13 protein-coding genes and 2 pseudogenes are annotated in these 16,469 nt (G+C 58.7%); 8 read left to right on the plus strand and 7 right to left on the minus strand.

Annotation, left to right across the window (positions count from 1 at the left end; all coding sequences use genetic code 11):
* Window positions 1-7 precede the first annotated feature (7 nt).
* Complete coding sequence (locus QE432_RS02245; RefSeq protein ID WP_019566904.1) at window positions 8-1,045, minus strand: LacI family DNA-binding transcriptional regulator; 1,038 nt, start codon at window positions 1,043-1,045, stop codon at window positions 8-10.
* A 139-nt stretch (window positions 1,046-1,184) separates the two neighbouring features.
* On the opposite strand from QE432_RS02245, the gene QE432_RS02250 reads away from it, so the two are divergent.
* The 6 genes and pseudogenes from QE432_RS02250 to QE432_RS02275 all read left to right on the plus strand — a co-directional run bounded on the left by QE432_RS02250 (window position 1,185) and on the right by QE432_RS02275 (window position 7,360).
* Complete coding sequence (locus QE432_RS02250) at window positions 1,185-2,219, plus strand: Gfo/Idh/MocA family protein (RefSeq protein ID WP_174012295.1); 1,035 nt, start codon at window positions 1,185-1,187, stop codon at window positions 2,217-2,219.
* A 12-nt stretch (window positions 2,220-2,231) separates the two neighbouring features.
* Window positions 2,232-3,134 (plus strand): sugar phosphate isomerase/epimerase family protein, encoded by a 903-nt coding sequence (locus tag QE432_RS02255; protein WP_013762259.1) that lies wholly within the window; start codon window positions 2,232-2,234, stop codon window positions 3,132-3,134.
* Between the two features lie 68 nt (window positions 3,135-3,202).
* Window positions 3,203-4,435 (plus strand): ABC transporter substrate-binding protein, encoded by a 1,233-nt coding sequence (locus QE432_RS02260; RefSeq protein ID WP_111800903.1) that lies wholly within the window; start codon window positions 3,203-3,205, stop codon window positions 4,433-4,435.
* A gap of 114 nt (window positions 4,436-4,549) precedes the next feature.
* Window positions 4,550-5,454, plus strand: a pseudogene (locus QE432_RS02265) (carbohydrate ABC transporter permease).
* Window positions 5,451-6,278 carry a carbohydrate ABC transporter permease gene (locus QE432_RS02270; RefSeq protein WP_003518166.1) on the plus strand — a complete coding sequence of 276 codons (828 nt, stop codon included), beginning with the start codon at window positions 5,451-5,453 and terminating at the stop codon, window positions 6,276-6,278. The pseudogene QE432_RS02265 and the gene QE432_RS02270 overlap by 4 nt, the downstream one beginning before the upstream one ends.
* A complete protein-coding gene (locus tag QE432_RS02275) occupies window positions 6,275-7,360 on the plus strand; it encodes an ABC transporter ATP-binding protein (protein WP_065658464.1) in 1,086 nt (361 codons plus the stop codon). The genes QE432_RS02270 and QE432_RS02275 overlap by 4 nt, the downstream gene beginning before the upstream one ends.
* A gap of 69 nt (window positions 7,361-7,429) precedes the next feature.
* Here QE432_RS02275 and QE432_RS02280 read toward each other — a convergent pair whose 3' ends face one another.
* Window positions 7,430-8,095, minus strand: a complete 666-nt coding sequence (locus QE432_RS02280; RefSeq protein ID WP_038494889.1) for a transglutaminase-like cysteine peptidase — start codon at window positions 8,093-8,095, stop codon at window positions 7,430-7,432.
* 258 nt (window positions 8,096-8,353) lie between these two features.
* On the opposite strand from QE432_RS02280, the gene QE432_RS02285 reads away from it, so the two are divergent.
* Both QE432_RS02285 and QE432_RS02290 read left to right on the plus strand, forming a co-directional pair.
* The gene (locus QE432_RS02285) at window positions 8,354-9,370 is read left to right on the plus strand and encodes a DUF1402 family protein (protein WP_003518169.1); all 1,017 of its coding nucleotides are present in this window, start codon (window positions 8,354-8,356) and stop codon (window positions 9,368-9,370) included.
* A 301-nt stretch (window positions 9,371-9,671) separates the two neighbouring features.
* Window positions 9,672-11,231 carry a TerC family protein gene (locus tag QE432_RS02290; protein ID WP_038494886.1) on the plus strand — a complete coding sequence of 520 codons (1,560 nt, stop codon included), beginning with the start codon at window positions 9,672-9,674 and terminating at the stop codon, window positions 11,229-11,231.
* A 113-nt stretch (window positions 11,232-11,344) separates the two neighbouring features.
* On the opposite strand, the gene QE432_RS02295 is transcribed toward QE432_RS02290, so the two are convergent.
* The 5 genes and pseudogenes from QE432_RS02295 to QE432_RS02315 all read right to left on the minus strand — a co-directional run bounded on the left by QE432_RS02295 (window position 11,345) and on the right by QE432_RS02315 (window position 16,449).
* Window positions 11,345-11,971, minus strand: a complete 627-nt coding sequence (locus tag QE432_RS02295) for a dual specificity protein phosphatase family protein (protein WP_013762253.1) — start codon at window positions 11,969-11,971, stop codon at window positions 11,345-11,347.
* A gap of 49 nt (window positions 11,972-12,020) precedes the next feature.
* Window positions 12,021-12,938, minus strand: coding sequence for an inositol monophosphatase family protein (locus QE432_RS02300; RefSeq protein WP_035252692.1), 918 nt, complete (start codon window positions 12,936-12,938; stop codon window positions 12,021-12,023).
* Between the two features lie 58 nt (window positions 12,939-12,996).
* On the minus strand, window positions 12,997-14,085 hold the full coding sequence (locus tag QE432_RS02305) for an ABC transporter substrate-binding protein (protein ID WP_035200115.1): 1,089 nt from the start codon (window positions 14,083-14,085) through the stop codon (window positions 12,997-12,999).
* A gap of 73 nt (window positions 14,086-14,158) precedes the next feature.
* A pseudogene (locus QE432_RS02310) lies at window positions 14,159-15,260 on the minus strand (ABC transporter substrate-binding protein).
* Between the two features lie 61 nt (window positions 15,261-15,321).
* Complete coding sequence (locus QE432_RS02315) at window positions 15,322-16,449, minus strand: ABC transporter substrate-binding protein (protein WP_019566893.1); 1,128 nt, start codon at window positions 16,447-16,449, stop codon at window positions 15,322-15,324.
* Window positions 16,450-16,469 lie beyond the last annotated feature (20 nt).

A 16,469-nucleotide genomic window follows, 5' to 3' on the forward strand; every position in this document is an offset into this window, starting at 1 on the left:
GCCACGCCTATAATGATGGGGGGCCTGGGTCGCTCTCTCCGGCGACAAGCTGCATCGGCCAGACGCAGTAACGCGCCTGATTTGGGTAAAACGGCGCATAGGCCGGCATGGTAGACAGAAGCGTCTGCGCGACCATTACGCCGAGATCGTGCAGGGACATGCGGAAACTGGTCAATCGCGGTTCGAGAAACTGGCCGCGTGGACCATCACGAAAACCGATGACCGCAAGATCCCGTCCCGGTTTCAGACCCACTTCCGCCAGACGGCGATAAAGGCCAAGGGCCATCAACTCATAGATCAGCACAAGCGCGGTTGGCCGCGGCCGCATCTGTAGCCACTCGCTGGCGGCGTGATATCCGCCCTGCTCGCTCGATTTCGCCCGGATGACCAGAGAAGGATCGTAAGCAATGCCGTTCTCCTCCAGTCCACGCCGGTACCCGTCCATGAAAACATAACCGAGATTGACGTCGCTATCGGGTGCAGCAACCGCAATGGTGCGATGGCCGGCAGCGGCGAGCCGGTTGACGGCACTGCGCGCAACCTCTTCGAAATCGAGATCGATCCACGCGTGATCGGCGCTGGAAGAGGTGCGGCCGAGCGTTACGAAAGGCAAGCGGGTCTGCTTTAAAAAATCGACACGCTTATCGACACGGCGGGTCGAGGAAATGATCATCGCATCCACCATGCGGCGCGCCACCATGCGCTTTAGATATTCGTCCGGGTCTTCCTCACCGGGACACGGCAGAACGATAAGATCGAGATTGTGAGCGGAAAACACGCTTTGCAAACCATCCGTCACTCCCATGAAGAAGTTGTCGGAGTTCTCCACCGTCTGCGCGTCGCTGCCGGTCATCAGGCCGATGACGTTAGTCGTCCCCTGCCTGAGGCTGCGGCCTGACTGGTTTGCGACATAGCCAAGTTTTTCCGCGGCCTCCAGAACACGCCGCCGCGTCTCCTCGTTAACGTCGGGCTTGCCGTTCAAGGCACGGGAAACGGTGCCTATCGATATCTCCAGATAATCGGCAAGCTGACGAATTCCTTTCATGCACTCCCCCTCCTGAGCCGGGTACCAAATATGGGTCCCCAATAACGGTATTGACATATCTAACATGATCATCCTAGTGTCGTAAACGTTTACGATGCTCTGCGCAAAGAGGAGTTTGCCCAGAGAGCGGGGAGAGAAGATGACATACAATGCCGTTTTATGCGGGTGCGGAGCTATGGCCAGAGGCTGGCTGCGCGCCATTCAATCGACGCCGGACATTCTCGGCGCGATCAAGATCGTCGGGTTCGTCGATCTGAACGAAGACACGGCACGCGCGCTTGCCGAAGAATTCTCCCTCACCGACGTCATCATCGGCGTCGATCTCCGCGATGTTCTCGCACGGACCAAAGCCGACATCCTGTTCGATGTCGTCATCCCGCAGGCACGGTATGCCGTGGTTGAAACCGGTCTTGCAGCCGGGTGCCATGTGCTCAGCGAAAAGCCGCTTGCGGCCTCGATGGAAGAAGCCGAAAAGCTGGTGGAACTGGCGGAAAAGGCCGGAAAAATTCATGCTGTGGTGCAAAACCGGCGCTTTATCTCCGGCATCCGACGGCTGCGCCGGGCCGTGGAAGACGGCATTATCGGTGATTTGACGGCCATTCACTGCGACTTTTTCCTCGGGCCCCATTTCGGCGGTTTCCGCGAGGAGATGAAGAACGTTCTTCTTCTCGACATGGCGATCCACACTTTCGATGCGGCGCGTTTCGTCGCCGATGAAAAGCCGCTCTCCGTGTTTTGCGTGGAGAAAAATCCGGCAGGCTCCTGGTACGCCCACGGGGCAAGCGCCAATGCCATATTCGAATTCTCCAACGATGTGGTGTTTACCTATCGCGGCTCCTGGTGCGCGGAAGGCGAAAGAACCAGCTGGGAAGCCCGCTGGCGGCTGATTGGCTCCAAAGGAATGATCCTCTGGGACGGCGAAGACAATTTCTCCGCATCCGTCGCCGGCGAAGAGCCGGGTCTTCTACGCGGATTCAAAACCGTAAACGTTTCCGATAGTATTTCCGAGAAGGATACGCACGGCCACGCCAGCGTCATACTCTCGTTTCTTCAATCCATCCGTACCGGCCAGATGCCGGAAACGGCCTCCTTCGACAACATCAACAGCCTGGCAATGGTGATCGGCGCGATTGAAAGCGCCCGCATCGGCCAGCGCGTTTCCATCGCAGCATAAGGACCGACAGACGTGAGCAATCCGGCAAAATCCATCCGCATCGGCACCATGGTCAGCGCCACCAAGGGACAGGCGGCTGAACGCATCGGGCAGATAGCCGATCTTGGTTTCGAAAGCTTCGAACCGTTCTTCTGGCAGACGACCAACGGCCAGGACCTTGCCGAGCTTGGCAAGCGTTCACTTGACGCGATCGGTGACCGCGACATCACCATCGGCACGCTCGGCATGTTCGGCAATCCGCTGGAGGAAACGGAAATCGACCTTCAGACCTTGCAGGGCTGGAAAGACTGCATCGACAATGCTCATCACTTCGGTGCCACCTGCGTTGCCGGTTTCACCGGCCGCCTGCGCGGAAAGCCGCTGCCCGAGAGCCTGCCCCGTTACAAGGAAATCTGGAGCGAGCTTGCCAAACGCGCAGCGGACAAGGGCGTGAAAATCGCCTTTGAAAATTGCGCCATGGACGGCAACTGGCAAACCGGCGACTGGAACATCGCCCATAATCCGGATGCGTGGGAACTCATGTTCAACGAAACGCCGGACGAGAATATCGGCATCGAATGGGAACCCTGCCACCAGATGGTTTATCTCATCGATCCGCTGCCGCAGATCCGCAAATGGGCGGACAAGATTTTCCACGTGCACGGCAAGGATGCGACCATTCGTTGGGATGTCATTCGTGAGCATGGGATTTTCGGCAAGGAAAAATTCGTCTTCATGCGCACGCCGGGCTTCGGCGACAGCAACTGGACGGACATTATTTCGGAACTGCGCCTGGCCGGCTGGTCCGGCTCGATCGACATCGAAGGCTGGCATGACCCCGTCTATCGCGACGCGCTGGAAATGACGGGACAGGTACACGGTCTGAACTATCTGAAACATTGCCGGGGCGGCGATTTTGTCGTCGATCCCACCTGAGGAATGGAAGCCTTTGGGAGAAGGCTTCCAGTAATTGCAGAGACGATAACCAAGAGGAGGAGATTATTATGGGTATCGCGAAATGCATGATCGCCGGTGCGCTTGTTCTGGCAGGCGTATCCGCCGGTGCGATGGTGGCGCATGCGGAAGATGTCACCTTGACCCTGTGGTCGCTGGACAGGGACATCCAGCCGGCACCCAACCTCGTAAACGAGTTCAACAAGCTCAATAACGGCATCAAGATCGAATACCGGCAATTGCAGTTCGATGATGTGGTGAGCGAATCCATGCGCGCCTACTCGACCGGCAACGCGCCCGATATCATCGCCATCGACAACCCAAACCACGCCATGTTCGCCGCACGTGGCGCGTTTCTTGACGTGACGGATATGATTGCGAAGTCGGACGTCATCAAGACGGCAAACTATTTTCCGGGCCCGCTGAAATCCGTAACCTGGGATGGCAAATATTTCGGCGTTCCGAAGGCGACGAATACGATCGCACTCTATTACAACAAGGACCTGTTCAAGGCAGCCGGTCTCGATGCGGCAAAACCGCCGCAGACCTGGGACGAGCTTGTGGGAGCTGCCCGCAAGCTGACCAACCCCGCCAAGAATGTTTACGGCATCAGCTTCAGCGCCAAGGCCAACGAGGAAGGCACCTTCCAGTTTCTGCCATGGGCGCAGATGGCCGGCGCCACCTACAAAAACATCAATACCGATGGCGCGGTGAAGGCGCTTGAAACATGGAAGACCCTTCTCAGTGAAAAGCTGGCCTCGCCGGATACGCTGACGCGCAGCCAGTGGGATTCCACCGCCACCTTCAACGCCGGCAACGCGGCCATGGCGATCTCCGGTCCTTGGGAAATCGACCGCATGCTCAAGGACGCCAAGTTCGACTGGGGCGTGACGCTACTGCCGGTTCCGACGCCGGACGCGCCGCGGTCTTCGGCCATGGGCGACTATAACTGGGCGATCTTCTCCAAGAGCAAACATCCCGCCGAAGCCTTCAAGGCCATCGAATTTTTCGCCTCGCAGGACAAGGACATGTTCAAAAACTTCGGGCAATTGCCGGCGCGTTCCGATATTCCCGTTCCGCCCACCGGCAACGCGCTGAAGGACGAAGCGCTCAAGACCTTTATCGAGCAACTCAAATATGCGCAGCCGCGTGGTCCCTCGCCTGAATGGCCGAAGATTTCCAAGGCGATCCAGGACGCTATCCAGGGCGCCCTGTCGGGTCAGATGACGCCGAAGGCCGCGCTCGATCAGGCCGCTGAAAAGATAAAGCTGATCGAAGGCTGATCTGTCTGGGCGGGCGGCCGGGTTCACCCGGCCCCATCCAAGGGGTTCCTCCCGGTGGGGCTGCCTGCTGCTTGATGCAGCGGCGGCCCCGATCGGAGCTTGTGAGGATGTTTCATGAAAAAACTGTTTTCCAGCGTCAGCGACGGTCGTGGTTTTGACCTCATCCTTGTCGCTTTTCCTTTGGGCTTCCTGTTCGTCATGGCGGGGCTGCCGCTCATCTACAACATCGTCATGAGCTTTCAGGAAGTCGACATGTTCAGCCTGGGCACCTTCGTGCGCCCCTTCGTCGGCTTCAAGAATTATATCGACCTGTTCCGGCAACCGGAAACATTGCCGATCCTTTTCAACACCGTCACCTTTGTCGTCACCTCGATTGCCGGGCAATTTGCCATCGGCTTCGGTCTGGCGCTGTTCTTCTGGGTGAACTTTCCCGGCGCCACCTGGCTGCGCGGGCTGTTCCTCGTTTCCTGGGTCATGCCCGGCCTCGTCGTCGGCGCGATCTGGAACTGGATATTGTCAGAGGCGATTTCGGCGTGCTGAATTTCTTCCTGCGGGAAAGCGGCATGATCTCAGGCAATATCTTCTGGCGATCCGACGCGAATTTTTCGCTCTGGGCCGTGGTCATCGCCAATATCTGGCTCGGCACCTCGTTCAACATGATCCTTCTTTCTGTCGGCCTCGCCTCCATCCCCGGTGATCTCTACGAAGCGGCGGAGCTGGATGGCGCGAACGCCTGGCAGCGTTTTTACACCATCACCCTGCCGATGATGCGTTCCACCATCGGCGCGATCATCTCGCTCGGCCTGATCTTCACGCTTCAGCAGTTCGATCTTTTCGCGGCCATCACCGATGGCGGGCCCAACAACAGTTCCAACGTGGCGCAATATTGGGCCTGGGATCTTTCGTTCCGGCAATATGATTTCGGCAAGGGCGCGACGATCTCCGTCATCATGATCGTTTTCGTCATGCTGGCTTCCGTCGTTTATGTGCGCTCGACACGGCATGAGGTGCGCGGATGAGTATCACGACCCGCAACCGGTTGATGCTGGCAATCGCCATCGTGCTTGCCGTCATCTATCTCTTTCCGCTCTACTGGATGTATCTGACCTCGCTGAAAAGCGGCTCGGAGATGTTTGCGAACCCGCCGGGCTTCTGGCCGGCCGATCCGCAATGGCAGACCTATGCCTATGTCTGGGAAAGCCGCAATATGGGCCGTTATCTGTGGAATTCGGTGCTCATCGCTTCAAGTGCCGTGGCGCTCATCACCGTGCTTGGCGTTGGCTGCGCCTATGTGCTGGCGCGCTATCGCAACGTCTGGGTTGATATCGGCCTCTTCCTCATCCTCATGCTGCAGGTTCTGCCGGCGTCCCTGATGATTACGCCGATCTTCGTCGGCTTCTCGCAAGTGGGTCTGCTGGATTATCCCCGCCTGTCGGTCATTCTCGCCATTGCGGCGAAAAGTATGCCCTTCTTCGTGGTGCTGGTGCGCGCAACCTTCATGGCGGTGCCGCAGGAGCTGGAAGAGGCAGCGCTTGTGGACGGCAATTCCCGCGTCGGCGCCTTCTTCAACATCGTGCTGCCGCTTGCCAGAAACGGCATTCTCGTCAGCGCCATTCTCATTTTCATGCAGGCATTCGGGGAATTCGTCTATTCGAAATCGATGATCCAGGCGGCTGAATTGCAGCCTGCCAGTGTCGGCCTCAATTCCTTCATGGGCCCCAACACCAGCGAATGGAACAACATCATGGCCTATGCGACCATGTATGTGACGCCCATTCTTGCCCTGTTCATTCTCTTGCAGCGCCGCATCGTTTCCGGCCTGACATCGGGAGCGTTAAAATGACCCTTCAGATCGAACTTTCCGGCGTAAACAAATATTACGGCGCCTTCCACGCGCTGAAGAACATCCATCTTTCCATCAAGAAGGGCACCTTCGTCGCCCTCGTCGGCCCGTCCGGTTGCGGAAAGTCCACCTTGCTGCGTTCGCTGGCGGGGCTGGAAACCATATCGAGCGGCGACATGCGTATTGCAGGCACTTTGATGAACGGTGTGCCGCCGCGCAAGCGCGATGTGGCGATGGTGTTCCAGTCCTATGCGCTCTACCCGCACATGACGGTGGAGGAGAACCTGACCTACTCGCTGCGCATGCGCGGCGTGGCAAAATCGGAAGCCCGCAAGGCGGCAGAGGAGGTTGCAGCCACCACAGGCCTGTCAAAGCTGATGAAGCGCTATCCGCGCGAACTTTCCGGCGGGCAGCGCCAGCGTGTGGCGATGAGCCGCGCGATCATCCGCAACCCGCAGGCATTCCTGTTCGACGAACCGCTCTCCAATCTAGACGCGGCCCTGCGTGTGCACATGCGCAAGGAAATCCGAGCGTTGCACGACCGCCTCCACGCCACCTCGGTCTATGTCACCCATGACCAGATAGAGGCGATGACGATGGCGGATCACGTCGTCGTCATGCGCGACGGCGTGATCGAACAGCAGGGCACGCCACTGGAATTATACGACCGCCCGATCAATCGTTTTGTTGCTGGCTTCATCGGTTCACCGGCAATGAATTTCATTCCGGCAACGGTCAGCCCGGACGGCGCGGCGCTTCAGCTGCGTTTCAGTGAAGGCGAGCCGCAGCAGTCCATCAAAAACCCGGCTCCCTTATCGCCCGGCAAGCGTGTCATCGTTGGTATCAGGCCGGAACACATCCGGCCGCGAACCGCAACCGGCGCGGCGCTGACGTTACCTGTTTCGGCCGTGGAAACCACAGGTTCGGCCACCTTCCTCACCCTTGGCACATCGACCGAAGTGGTCATCGCTATACAGGGACGCAGTGAGGTCAGGAGCGGCGAAGTCGTCGGCCTCGACATCAACCCGACCGACCTGCATTTGTTTGATGAAGAGACCGGAGCCGGCCTCGGAGGCCGGTGAAACGAACCACCGGGCATATCCGGACCGGACGGCCCTTCGGGGCTTTCCGATCCGCACGAGGCGAAATCTTCAGCGCCCCATGATGATGTCGAGGATGTTGCGGCGCGCGGTTGCGGAGGTGGCGGTGGCCCGGCCAACCTCGCGAGCGGCGATGGCGGGCGAACCGGAACCTTCAATATCCACCCATCGACCGGCATGTTCCGTGGATTGACGCTTGAGATAGGTATAGGGCGTTTCGTCCCAGCGAAAGATCTTCGATTTCATATTGTCGAGAATGAAATCTCCGCGGTCCGTTCTCACCGTGAGGATGGCATGGCCATCGCCTTTTTCGTCGCGGACAACGGTGATCAGCAGATCGGAAACCGGGAAACCGGCATCCATAAGCCGTTTCCGTTTCTCCAGCGTGAGGTCCTCGCAGTCTCCCGCGCCGTTATAGGGATACTCCCAATAGTCCTCGTAACCCCACACTTCCATGTCGGAACGCTGGTCGATTTCGATATTGACTGCGCTGTTGATCGAAACAAGGGTAGCCCAGACATCAGGCGTAAGACTGAGCGGCGGCATTTCCTTGACCGGCTGACATTCATCCGTATGCCGCTTGCAGAAATCGTAATGCCCGATGGGCTGCGACGTGAACTTGCCAGTCTGCATCGAAGGAGACGCCTGCACCGGCGCAGCGAAACCCGCGACGGCCAGAATGAAACATGCTTGCAGCAATTTGATGAGATGGGTCATGTTCGTCTCCTGACGACATGACCTACCGGTGGCGATTTGAGTTCACATGAAACAAAATGCTCGACTTTTAACGAACCCGATAATTCCGCTCCCGATGGTCCCGACAACGAGCGGCGTTGACTGGGATAACGCCGGGGGAGCCACGGCATCTGAACGGTCAGCAACGGTAAAGTGAGCAGCGGGAACTTGCCACGCCGGGGCGGCCTGCCTATGAAGAGGCCGTCACGCAATAGTAATCCACATATTAGAGAACGCTGCATGAGCCTGTTTGCGAAGACCACCCGCGCGGCCGCTGTCATTCTGGCACTGGCCTGCCTGCCCTCAAATGCCGCAGCGCAGCAGATGGTCGTCGTACCTCCCGGAAACCGCTCCGCCCAACAGCCGGAAATACCCCAGGCCTCGGCGATCAGGACCAGGGCGTTTTCCACGACCTATGAGGAAAAATTCCGCAAGACGGTCGATCTTCTAAACAGCGAACCCGGTCTACTTGGCAAGATCAGGAAGGCGGGAGCGGCCTATGGCATCGATCCTATCCATATCGTCGGCGCTATCGTTGGCGAACACACTTTCAACGTCACCGCCGTGGACCGCCTGCAGACATATTACGTCAAGGCCATTTCCTATGCGGAACTCGATATAAAATTCAGCTATCAGGGCGTTGCCCTGAAGACGTTTCTCGAGCGTCCGGAATTCCGCTCCTGCGCGACGCTTGCCACGACATCCGAGCAATGGAGCTGCCGCGATATCGTTTGGGATGCAAGTTTCCGCGGCAAGGTCGTCGATGGCGTGAGCTATGAAGCGATTTCGTTCCAGCGGGCCTTCTTCCAGCCCTTCTATGCCGGACAGACCTTTGGTCTTGGCCAGATCAGCCCGTTGACGGCGCTGCAGGTTACCGATCTCGTAAACAGAACCAGTGGTCTGCCGAAACTCTCCGCCGACAGGCCGAAAGAGATTTACCGCGACGTCATGGATCCTGACCGGAGCATCATCTACATCGCCGCTATCCTTCGAGATTCCATCGACGCCTACAGGGAAAAAGGCTTCGACATTTCCGGCAATCCCGGCATCACCGCCACCCTCTACAATGTCGGCCAACCCCGGCGTCGCGCCGAACGCCTGCGGACGGCCGTGGATGCAGGCGCAAAGAACCTCCTGCCGGTTGAAAACTACTATGGATGGCTTATCAACGAGCGCCTCGACGTTCTGAGAGGCATCCTCGATGGCAAGGCCATCGACAAGCGAACCACCTCGGATATCGGCGAAAAAACGCGATAATGCCCTTGCAGGGAGGATTGCAAATCCGCCTCGCAAAGGATGATGCACGCAAAACGCTTCCCCGACCGCCCGGAATCTGCTACTGCCACGTGCACAAGAATTGACTGATAGTGGGATAATTCCGCGATATGCCTGACGAAGGCGACAGTACCGACGATAGTCGACACCGAACGAGGCTGGCTTGCGTAAAGCGAAGCCAGCCTCGTCCTTTCTTGTTTTCTTCAACGAAACGGGTTTCAACCTCGGATGTTCAGTCCGGGGCTTTTTGCGTTCGCGCCCGTTCCCATAAAGGCCCCTGACCATGGAATTCCTCGCAGATCCAAATATCTGGATCGGCCTCGTTACCCTTATCGTCCTCGAAGTCGTCCTCGGCATCGACAACCTCGTTTTCATCGCGATCCTCGCCGACAAGCTGCCGCCGCATCAACGCCACAAGGCGCGGATCGTCGGTCTGTCGCTGGCGCTTGTCATGCGCATTCTGCTGCTGTTTTCGATTTCATGGATCGTGACGTTGACGCGGCCGCTATTTCAGGTCGCGGACTTCTCCTTCTCCGGGCGCGACCTCATCCTCATTCTCGGTGGTGCGTTCCTGCTCGCCAAGGGAACGATGGAACTGCACGAACGGTTGGAGGGCGCGCATAAGCCAAAACAGGGCAAGGTCGTCCATGCCGTCTTCTGGCAGGTGATCGTGCAGATCGTGGTGCTTGATGCCGTGTTCTCGCTCGACAGCGTCATCACCGCCGTCGGCATGGTCAACAATCTCTGGGTGATGATTACCGCCGTCTGCGTGGCCATGGCCGTGATGATGGCAGCATCGAAGCCGCTGATGAGCTTCGTGTCGAAACATCCCACCGTGGTCATTCTCTGCCTCGGCTTCTTGTTGATGATCGGCTTCAGCCTGATCGTCGAAGGCTTCGGCTTCCACCTTCCCAAGGGTTACCTCTATGCCGCAATCGGCTTTTCTGTGCTCATCGAGGCGGCAAACCAGATTGGCAGGCGCAATCGCGAAAGACGTATCACCGCCGGTGATATGCGCGAGCGGACGTCCGATGCCATTCTGCGGCTTCTGGGCGGCCGTGTCGGCGAAGAACAGTCCCTAGGCGAGACAGCCGACGTCATCGCGGCACAGGCGGCACGAAGCGACCTGTTCAAATCCGAGGAAAAGGACATGATCCGCGGTGTCCTTACGCTTGCCGAGCGCCCCGTTGTCTCAATCATGACGCCACGGACGGAAATCGACTGGCTCGATGTCGACGCCGATCATGATACGCTAAGGAACCGCCTGCTGGAACTCGACCATTCCCGCCTGATGCTCGCGCAGGGCAAGCTGGATTCGTTCCTCGGTGTCGCCGCAACAAGGGACTTGCTACGCGATCTTCTGCATGACGGCAAATTGAACCTAGAGCGCTCGCTGCGCAAACCCCTCGTCGTGCATGAAAGCGCCACCGCGTTGCAGGTCATGGAGCAGCTGCGCAAATCCCCGCTCCAGATGGCCGTCATCGTCGACGAATACGGCACGCTTCAGGGAATAACGACGCCTACCGACATTCTCGAGGCTATCGCCGGCGAATTTCCGGATGAAGGCGAGGAATCGCAGATTTCGGAACGGGCAGAGGACGGTTCCTGGCTGCTGGACGGCGCTGTCGACGTGAGACGGGTATCCTATCTGCTGGATATCGATCTGGTGGACGAGGACGATCGTTACTCCACCGTCGCCGGCTACATCCTCTGGCGCCTCAATCGCCTTCCCGAGATCGGCGAACGTGTTTCCGGCGACGGGTTCGAGTTCGAGATCGTTTCCTGCTCGGACAGAAACATCGAAAAGGTCCGGGTCTGGAACACCACGCTTCCCGAGGCGTGAGCTGGAAAAATCCCGAACCCGTTTCAAAATGGCGACGTGACGTGCAAGCCACGGCACGTCTCCACATTTGCATCACCGAGGAAGCGGCCGAGCGGTGAAAACCGTCCTCCGCTCTAGTGGGCGGCATCGATCGTGGTAATCCAGCCGGCGGCGCGGCGGGCTGCTTCCGCAAGCACCGGTTTCGGCGCCTTGTACCATTCGTTTTCAGGCAGCTCACGCTTCACGCGTACGAAGCTGATGGCATCGTCGAGCGTCGGGAATTCCACCGGCAACGTCATATGCAGAAAGAGCGCAACAACGGCGACGGAACGCGAGCGGCCGCCGCGGCAATTGATCAGCACGCTGCCGCGCTCGCGCCGGGGATAGGACGGCTTGTCGGGCAGTATCTGTTCGAGCGCCGCCCGCAGGATGTAATGGGCCGCAACCATCTGGGTATCGGGATTTCCATCGCCGTCGATCAGGCCGATCTTGTAATAACGTATTTCGCCGGGTCCATAGACGCTGCCTTCATGATCGGAAACGATCTGCGGCTGCTCCACGAAGTTGAAGTCGAGATTGACGGCGCAATTGACGACGGTGGTGATGCCGTTTTCACGCAGAAGCTTCAGATCGCTGGCGCCTTCCTTACCTGAAATGAAGAGATCGACGCCATAAAGAGGATGCCGTTCATAGATGCGGCTGAGCTTCGGCAATTCGCCGGTTTCCTGTTCGCGAGATAGGGTCTTTTCCGGTTGCGGCATGTCTTGTCTCCATCGGCGCCGATGTGGCGGCCGTCATGTCCTTGCTTGTTCAGGCGTTTGCAGCCGTCTGGCTTGGCGGGATCGCTGCCCTGGCTATGCGGCTTGCGGATATGGATCGCGCCACCCGCTGCAATGTCTGGTAATTAGCCCCCTCGCCCGTAGCGATATAGCCGGGGCAGAGAAAATCGGCCGACCCCTCCGCCACCTTCCCCAAGGTCAGCGGCTCGTATGTTCCCCCGGCATTCTTGAGAATGAGGATGGCTGCTGCCACATCCCAGGCGTTGACGCCGAAGCCCGCAGCAGCATCTGTCCAGCCAGCCGCCACATGCGCGATGCTGAGTGCAGCGCTACCGGGCCGGCGCAGCGTCGAGAAGGTCTCGACAAGCGCACCGAAATTGGAAAGCGCCGCATCCCGCCCATCCAGCCGGAAATCGCGCGAGACCGGATAGCCCGTGATAAGCGTCGCCCGGGTTTCATCTGCAACGCTGCGGGAGCGTAGCCTTTCGCCATTGAGATAAGAAGCCTCGAGGTCGGCGGAAAACATCTGGTCAGTCACGGGGTCGTACACCACGCCGGCGACGGCTTCCCCACCGATGACGGCGGCAATCGATACGCACCAGAAGGCAAGGCCACGGGCAAAATTCGCCGTGCCGTCAATCGGATCGACATACCATTGCACCTCGCCGTTGCCGATCTGCCCACCCTCTTCGCCCATGATCGCCGAATTCGGCTCCCGTTCGAGAATGACGGCGCGGATCGCGGCTTCGGCGCGTTTGTCGTGAATGGTGACGATGTCGTGGAGATCGACCTTGTAATCCACCGCCATATCAGAGCGGAATGCCACCAGCAGCGGATCGCGCACGGCACGCGCCGCCGCTTCGGCGATTTTCATCAGCCGCACCGAGCGGGAAAGCGCCTCCTCATTTCCAGATTTGTTTTCAGTCGAAGAAGGGCTTTGCATCGGCATATCCAGTCTATTTTTTCGCAAAGGAGGGACCGGCGCGGCAGGACCGCGCCAGCCTGGATTATTTCCTGTAGTTGACGCGCCAGACATCCTGCCATTCCTCGCGACGATCGAAATCGTTGAGGCCGGTGGCGGACTCGTAACCCATCAGCCTGTCGGCAACCTTCATCAGCCCCGACGGCTCGTCAGCCGGCATCTTGATGTCGATATTGGTCGGCAGCTTGCCGTCCTTCATCTGCGGTGCGATGCCCTCTTCCGTCAGTATGTAGTGGACGAAGAGTTTCGCCATGTTCGGACTTTTGGTCTTGGAGGCGATGAGCCCAAGCTTGATGTAGGTCCAGCCGACCCAGGGATCGAGACCAGTGCAGAGGCCGAGCTTGTAGCCCTTGTCGGCATTGTCGCGGAACTTGGCAGAGCTGAGCAGGCCGAAGAAGGGCTGCTTCTGGCCGGGTGCGCCGACGGCCTCTGCCACCGGGTCATCGCCATCAGTGGCAAGCGGGCCGTTCTGCGCCAGCGCCTTGATCCAGGCTGCGGCCGCATCCTTTTCGATATCCTTGCCAAAATGGGCCTTGTAGGCGGCCGCCACCTTCTCGTTGCCGTGGGCTTCGAGCTGGTTGAACCAGTCCGTATAGGTGCTCTTGCTCAAGGGATCGACCATGGCGACCTTGCCTTTCCATTTCGGCTCGGTCAGTTCCCAGATGTTGGTCACCGGGCATTTATCATAGGCTTCCGTATTGTAAGCCCAGACATTGGCGTTGGTGGAGATTGCCAGCGGGTTCTGGAACTGCGCCGGGATTTTCGCAACCATGTCGCCCGGCAGGTAATTCTCGACAAAACCCGCCGGCAGAAGCTGCGCGAGCGCCGATGGCGCATCGGTGATCAGCACCACGTCGCCCTGCACATTGCCGGACTGGCTTTCACGGATGATCATTTCCAGCTGGCTGTTGGCGGAAACCTTCACGCCTGTCGCCTTTAACCCGTATTTGGCGCTGAACTTGTCGGCCATCTCCACGATCTTGCCGGTGCTGTCGTAGATATTGATCGGCTTTTCCTGCTTCGCCGCCGCCAAGATCGCATCGAGATCGAAGGTTTCTTCGGCTGCAGCCCCCATTGCGGATATGCCTGCAACGGCGATGGCTATCGCCGTCATCGGTAAAAATCTGCTTCTTCTCATCGTTCCCCTCCCAAGGAAGAGGCAAGGCAGGCTCGCGCCTGCCCTGCCGTTATTTTTTGTAGTTCACACGCCAAAAATCCTGCCAGCCTTCGCGCTTGTCGAGGTCGTCGGCCGCCGTTGCGGCATCAAAGGCCATCAACTCGTCGAGATGATCGGCTACCCGCGATGGTTCGTCCGCCGGCAGACCGATTTTCGTGTTGCCGGAGATTTTGCCATCGACCGTCTGCGGCGCGATGCCCTCTTCCGTCATCAGATAGTGAAGGAAGAGCTTTGCAGCATTCGGGCTTTTGGTCTGCCCGGCAATCAGGCCGAAGCCGGGATAGAGGAACCCGGAAAACGGTTTGACCACCGCTGCAAAGACCGAGCTTCAGCCCCTTGGCCTCATTATCGCGGTATTTCGCCGCCGAGGTGATGACGAAAAAGGGATCGGTCTGTCCCGGAGCGCCCGCCGCATCGGCAACCGTGCTCGAGTCCGTCAGCAGGGGAGCGTTCTCGGCAAAGGCCTTCACCCAGGCAGCCGTCGCGCTTTTTTCACCCGTTTCCAGCTTCTTGCCGTAAAGCTCCTCATAGGCCTTGGCGACATCGGCATCATGATGGGTTTCGATCTGGTTGAACCAGTCGGCATAAAGCGGCTTGTCGAAGAGATCGAGCATGGCAAGCTTGCCCTTCCAACGCGACTCCGTCAGCTGCCAGATGTTGGTGACCGGGCATTTGTCGTATTTCTCGGTATTGTAGGTCCACACATGCGGATCCGAAACGACCACGAGCGGATCGCGCAGCTTTTGCGGAATATCGCTTTCCATATCCGGTGGCGACCAGCTGGTGGCAATGCCTTCCGGCAGAAGTTCCCCCATGGCGGAGGCGACATCCGTTGCGACGCTGACATCGCCGACGACATTGCCGGCGCGATGTTCGCGGATCATCAACTCGACCTGAGTTGCCTCGTTCACTTTCTTGCCGCTTGCCTGCACGCCATATTTGGCGGTGAAGGCCTGTGCGGTGTCGACGATCTTGCCGGTCACCGCATAAACGGTGATCGGTTTTTCCTTCTTCGCGGCGTCGATGAGCGCATCGAGATTAAAGGCGTCCTGCGCGTGGGCAGCACCGCCAAGCGCCAGCGAGAAGATGAGGGAAAGGGCTGAAGCCGCCATCCGCCGCCGCTCGCCACCATATCGGTTCTTGGTCATGATATTCACTGTGTCGGTCCCCCCGTTATTTCTTGTAATTCACCCGCCAGAAGTCCTGCCAGGTTTCGCGCGCATCCCAGTCTTCCAGGCTGGTGGCCATGCTGTAGGGCAGAACGCGGTCGAGCACGGCGCCGATACCCGAAGGTTCGTCGGCGGGCAGTTTCACGTCTTTGTTGGTGGACATCTTGCCGTCGATCGCCTGCGGCGCGATGCCTTCAGCAGTCATGACGTAGTGAATGAACAGCTTTGCAGCATTGGGGCTATCCGTACCCTTGGTGATCAGGCCGACACCTGGATAAAGCCAGCCGATCCACGGCTTCAGCTCCTTGCAGAGGCCGAGTTTCATGCCCTTGTCGGCATTATCGCGAAACTTCGCCGAGCTGATGAGGCCCATGAAGGGCTGCTTCTGGCCCGGCGTGCCAACGGCTTCCGCCGCCGCTGCATCGGCATCGGTCAGCAGCGGCGCGTTGGCGGCAAGTGCCTTGACCCAGGCCGCTGTCGCGCTTGACTCTGCGGTCTCGAGATCCTTGCCGTAAAGCGCCTTATAGGCCGCCTTCACCTCCCCATCGCCATGCTTAGCCATCTGGTTGAACCAGTCGACATAGGATGCCTTGCCGAGCGGATCCTGCATCGCCACCTTGCCCTTCCACTTCGGGTCGGTCAGTTCCCAGATATTGGAAACCGGGCATTTGTCGAAAAGCTCGGTATTGTAGGCCCAGACATTGGCGCTGGTGACGACGGTCAGCGGATCCTGATATTCCGGCGGAATATTGCCAGCGAGATCCGGCGGCAACCAGCTTTCGACGAAGCCCATTGGAATAAGCTGTGCCATCGCCGCCGGGGCATCGCTGATGATCGAGACGTCACCCTGAATATTGTTGGCCCGCGCCTCGCGGATGACCATCTCCAGCTGCGCTGTTGCCTTTACCTTCGCACCCTCCGCGCCCACGCCATACTTCTTGGCGAAATTCTTCGCCATTTCGACGATTTTGCCCGTGCTGTCATAGACGGTGATCGGCTTTTCCTTTTTGGCAGCCTCGATCAGGGCGTTGAGGTCGAAAGGCTCCCCCGCCTTCGCCACGCCGCCAAACGTTGCCAGAATTGCCGTTGCACACAGGAGACGGCTAAGGCCGCCCGTCATTTTCCGCTTCATACTGCTCCTCCTTCAGCAAG

The organism is Agrobacterium sp. SORGH_AS_0745 (assembly GCF_030818995.1).
In the GTDB taxonomy this organism is placed as follows: Bacteria; Pseudomonadota; Alphaproteobacteria; order Rhizobiales; family Rhizobiaceae; genus Agrobacterium; species Agrobacterium tumefaciens.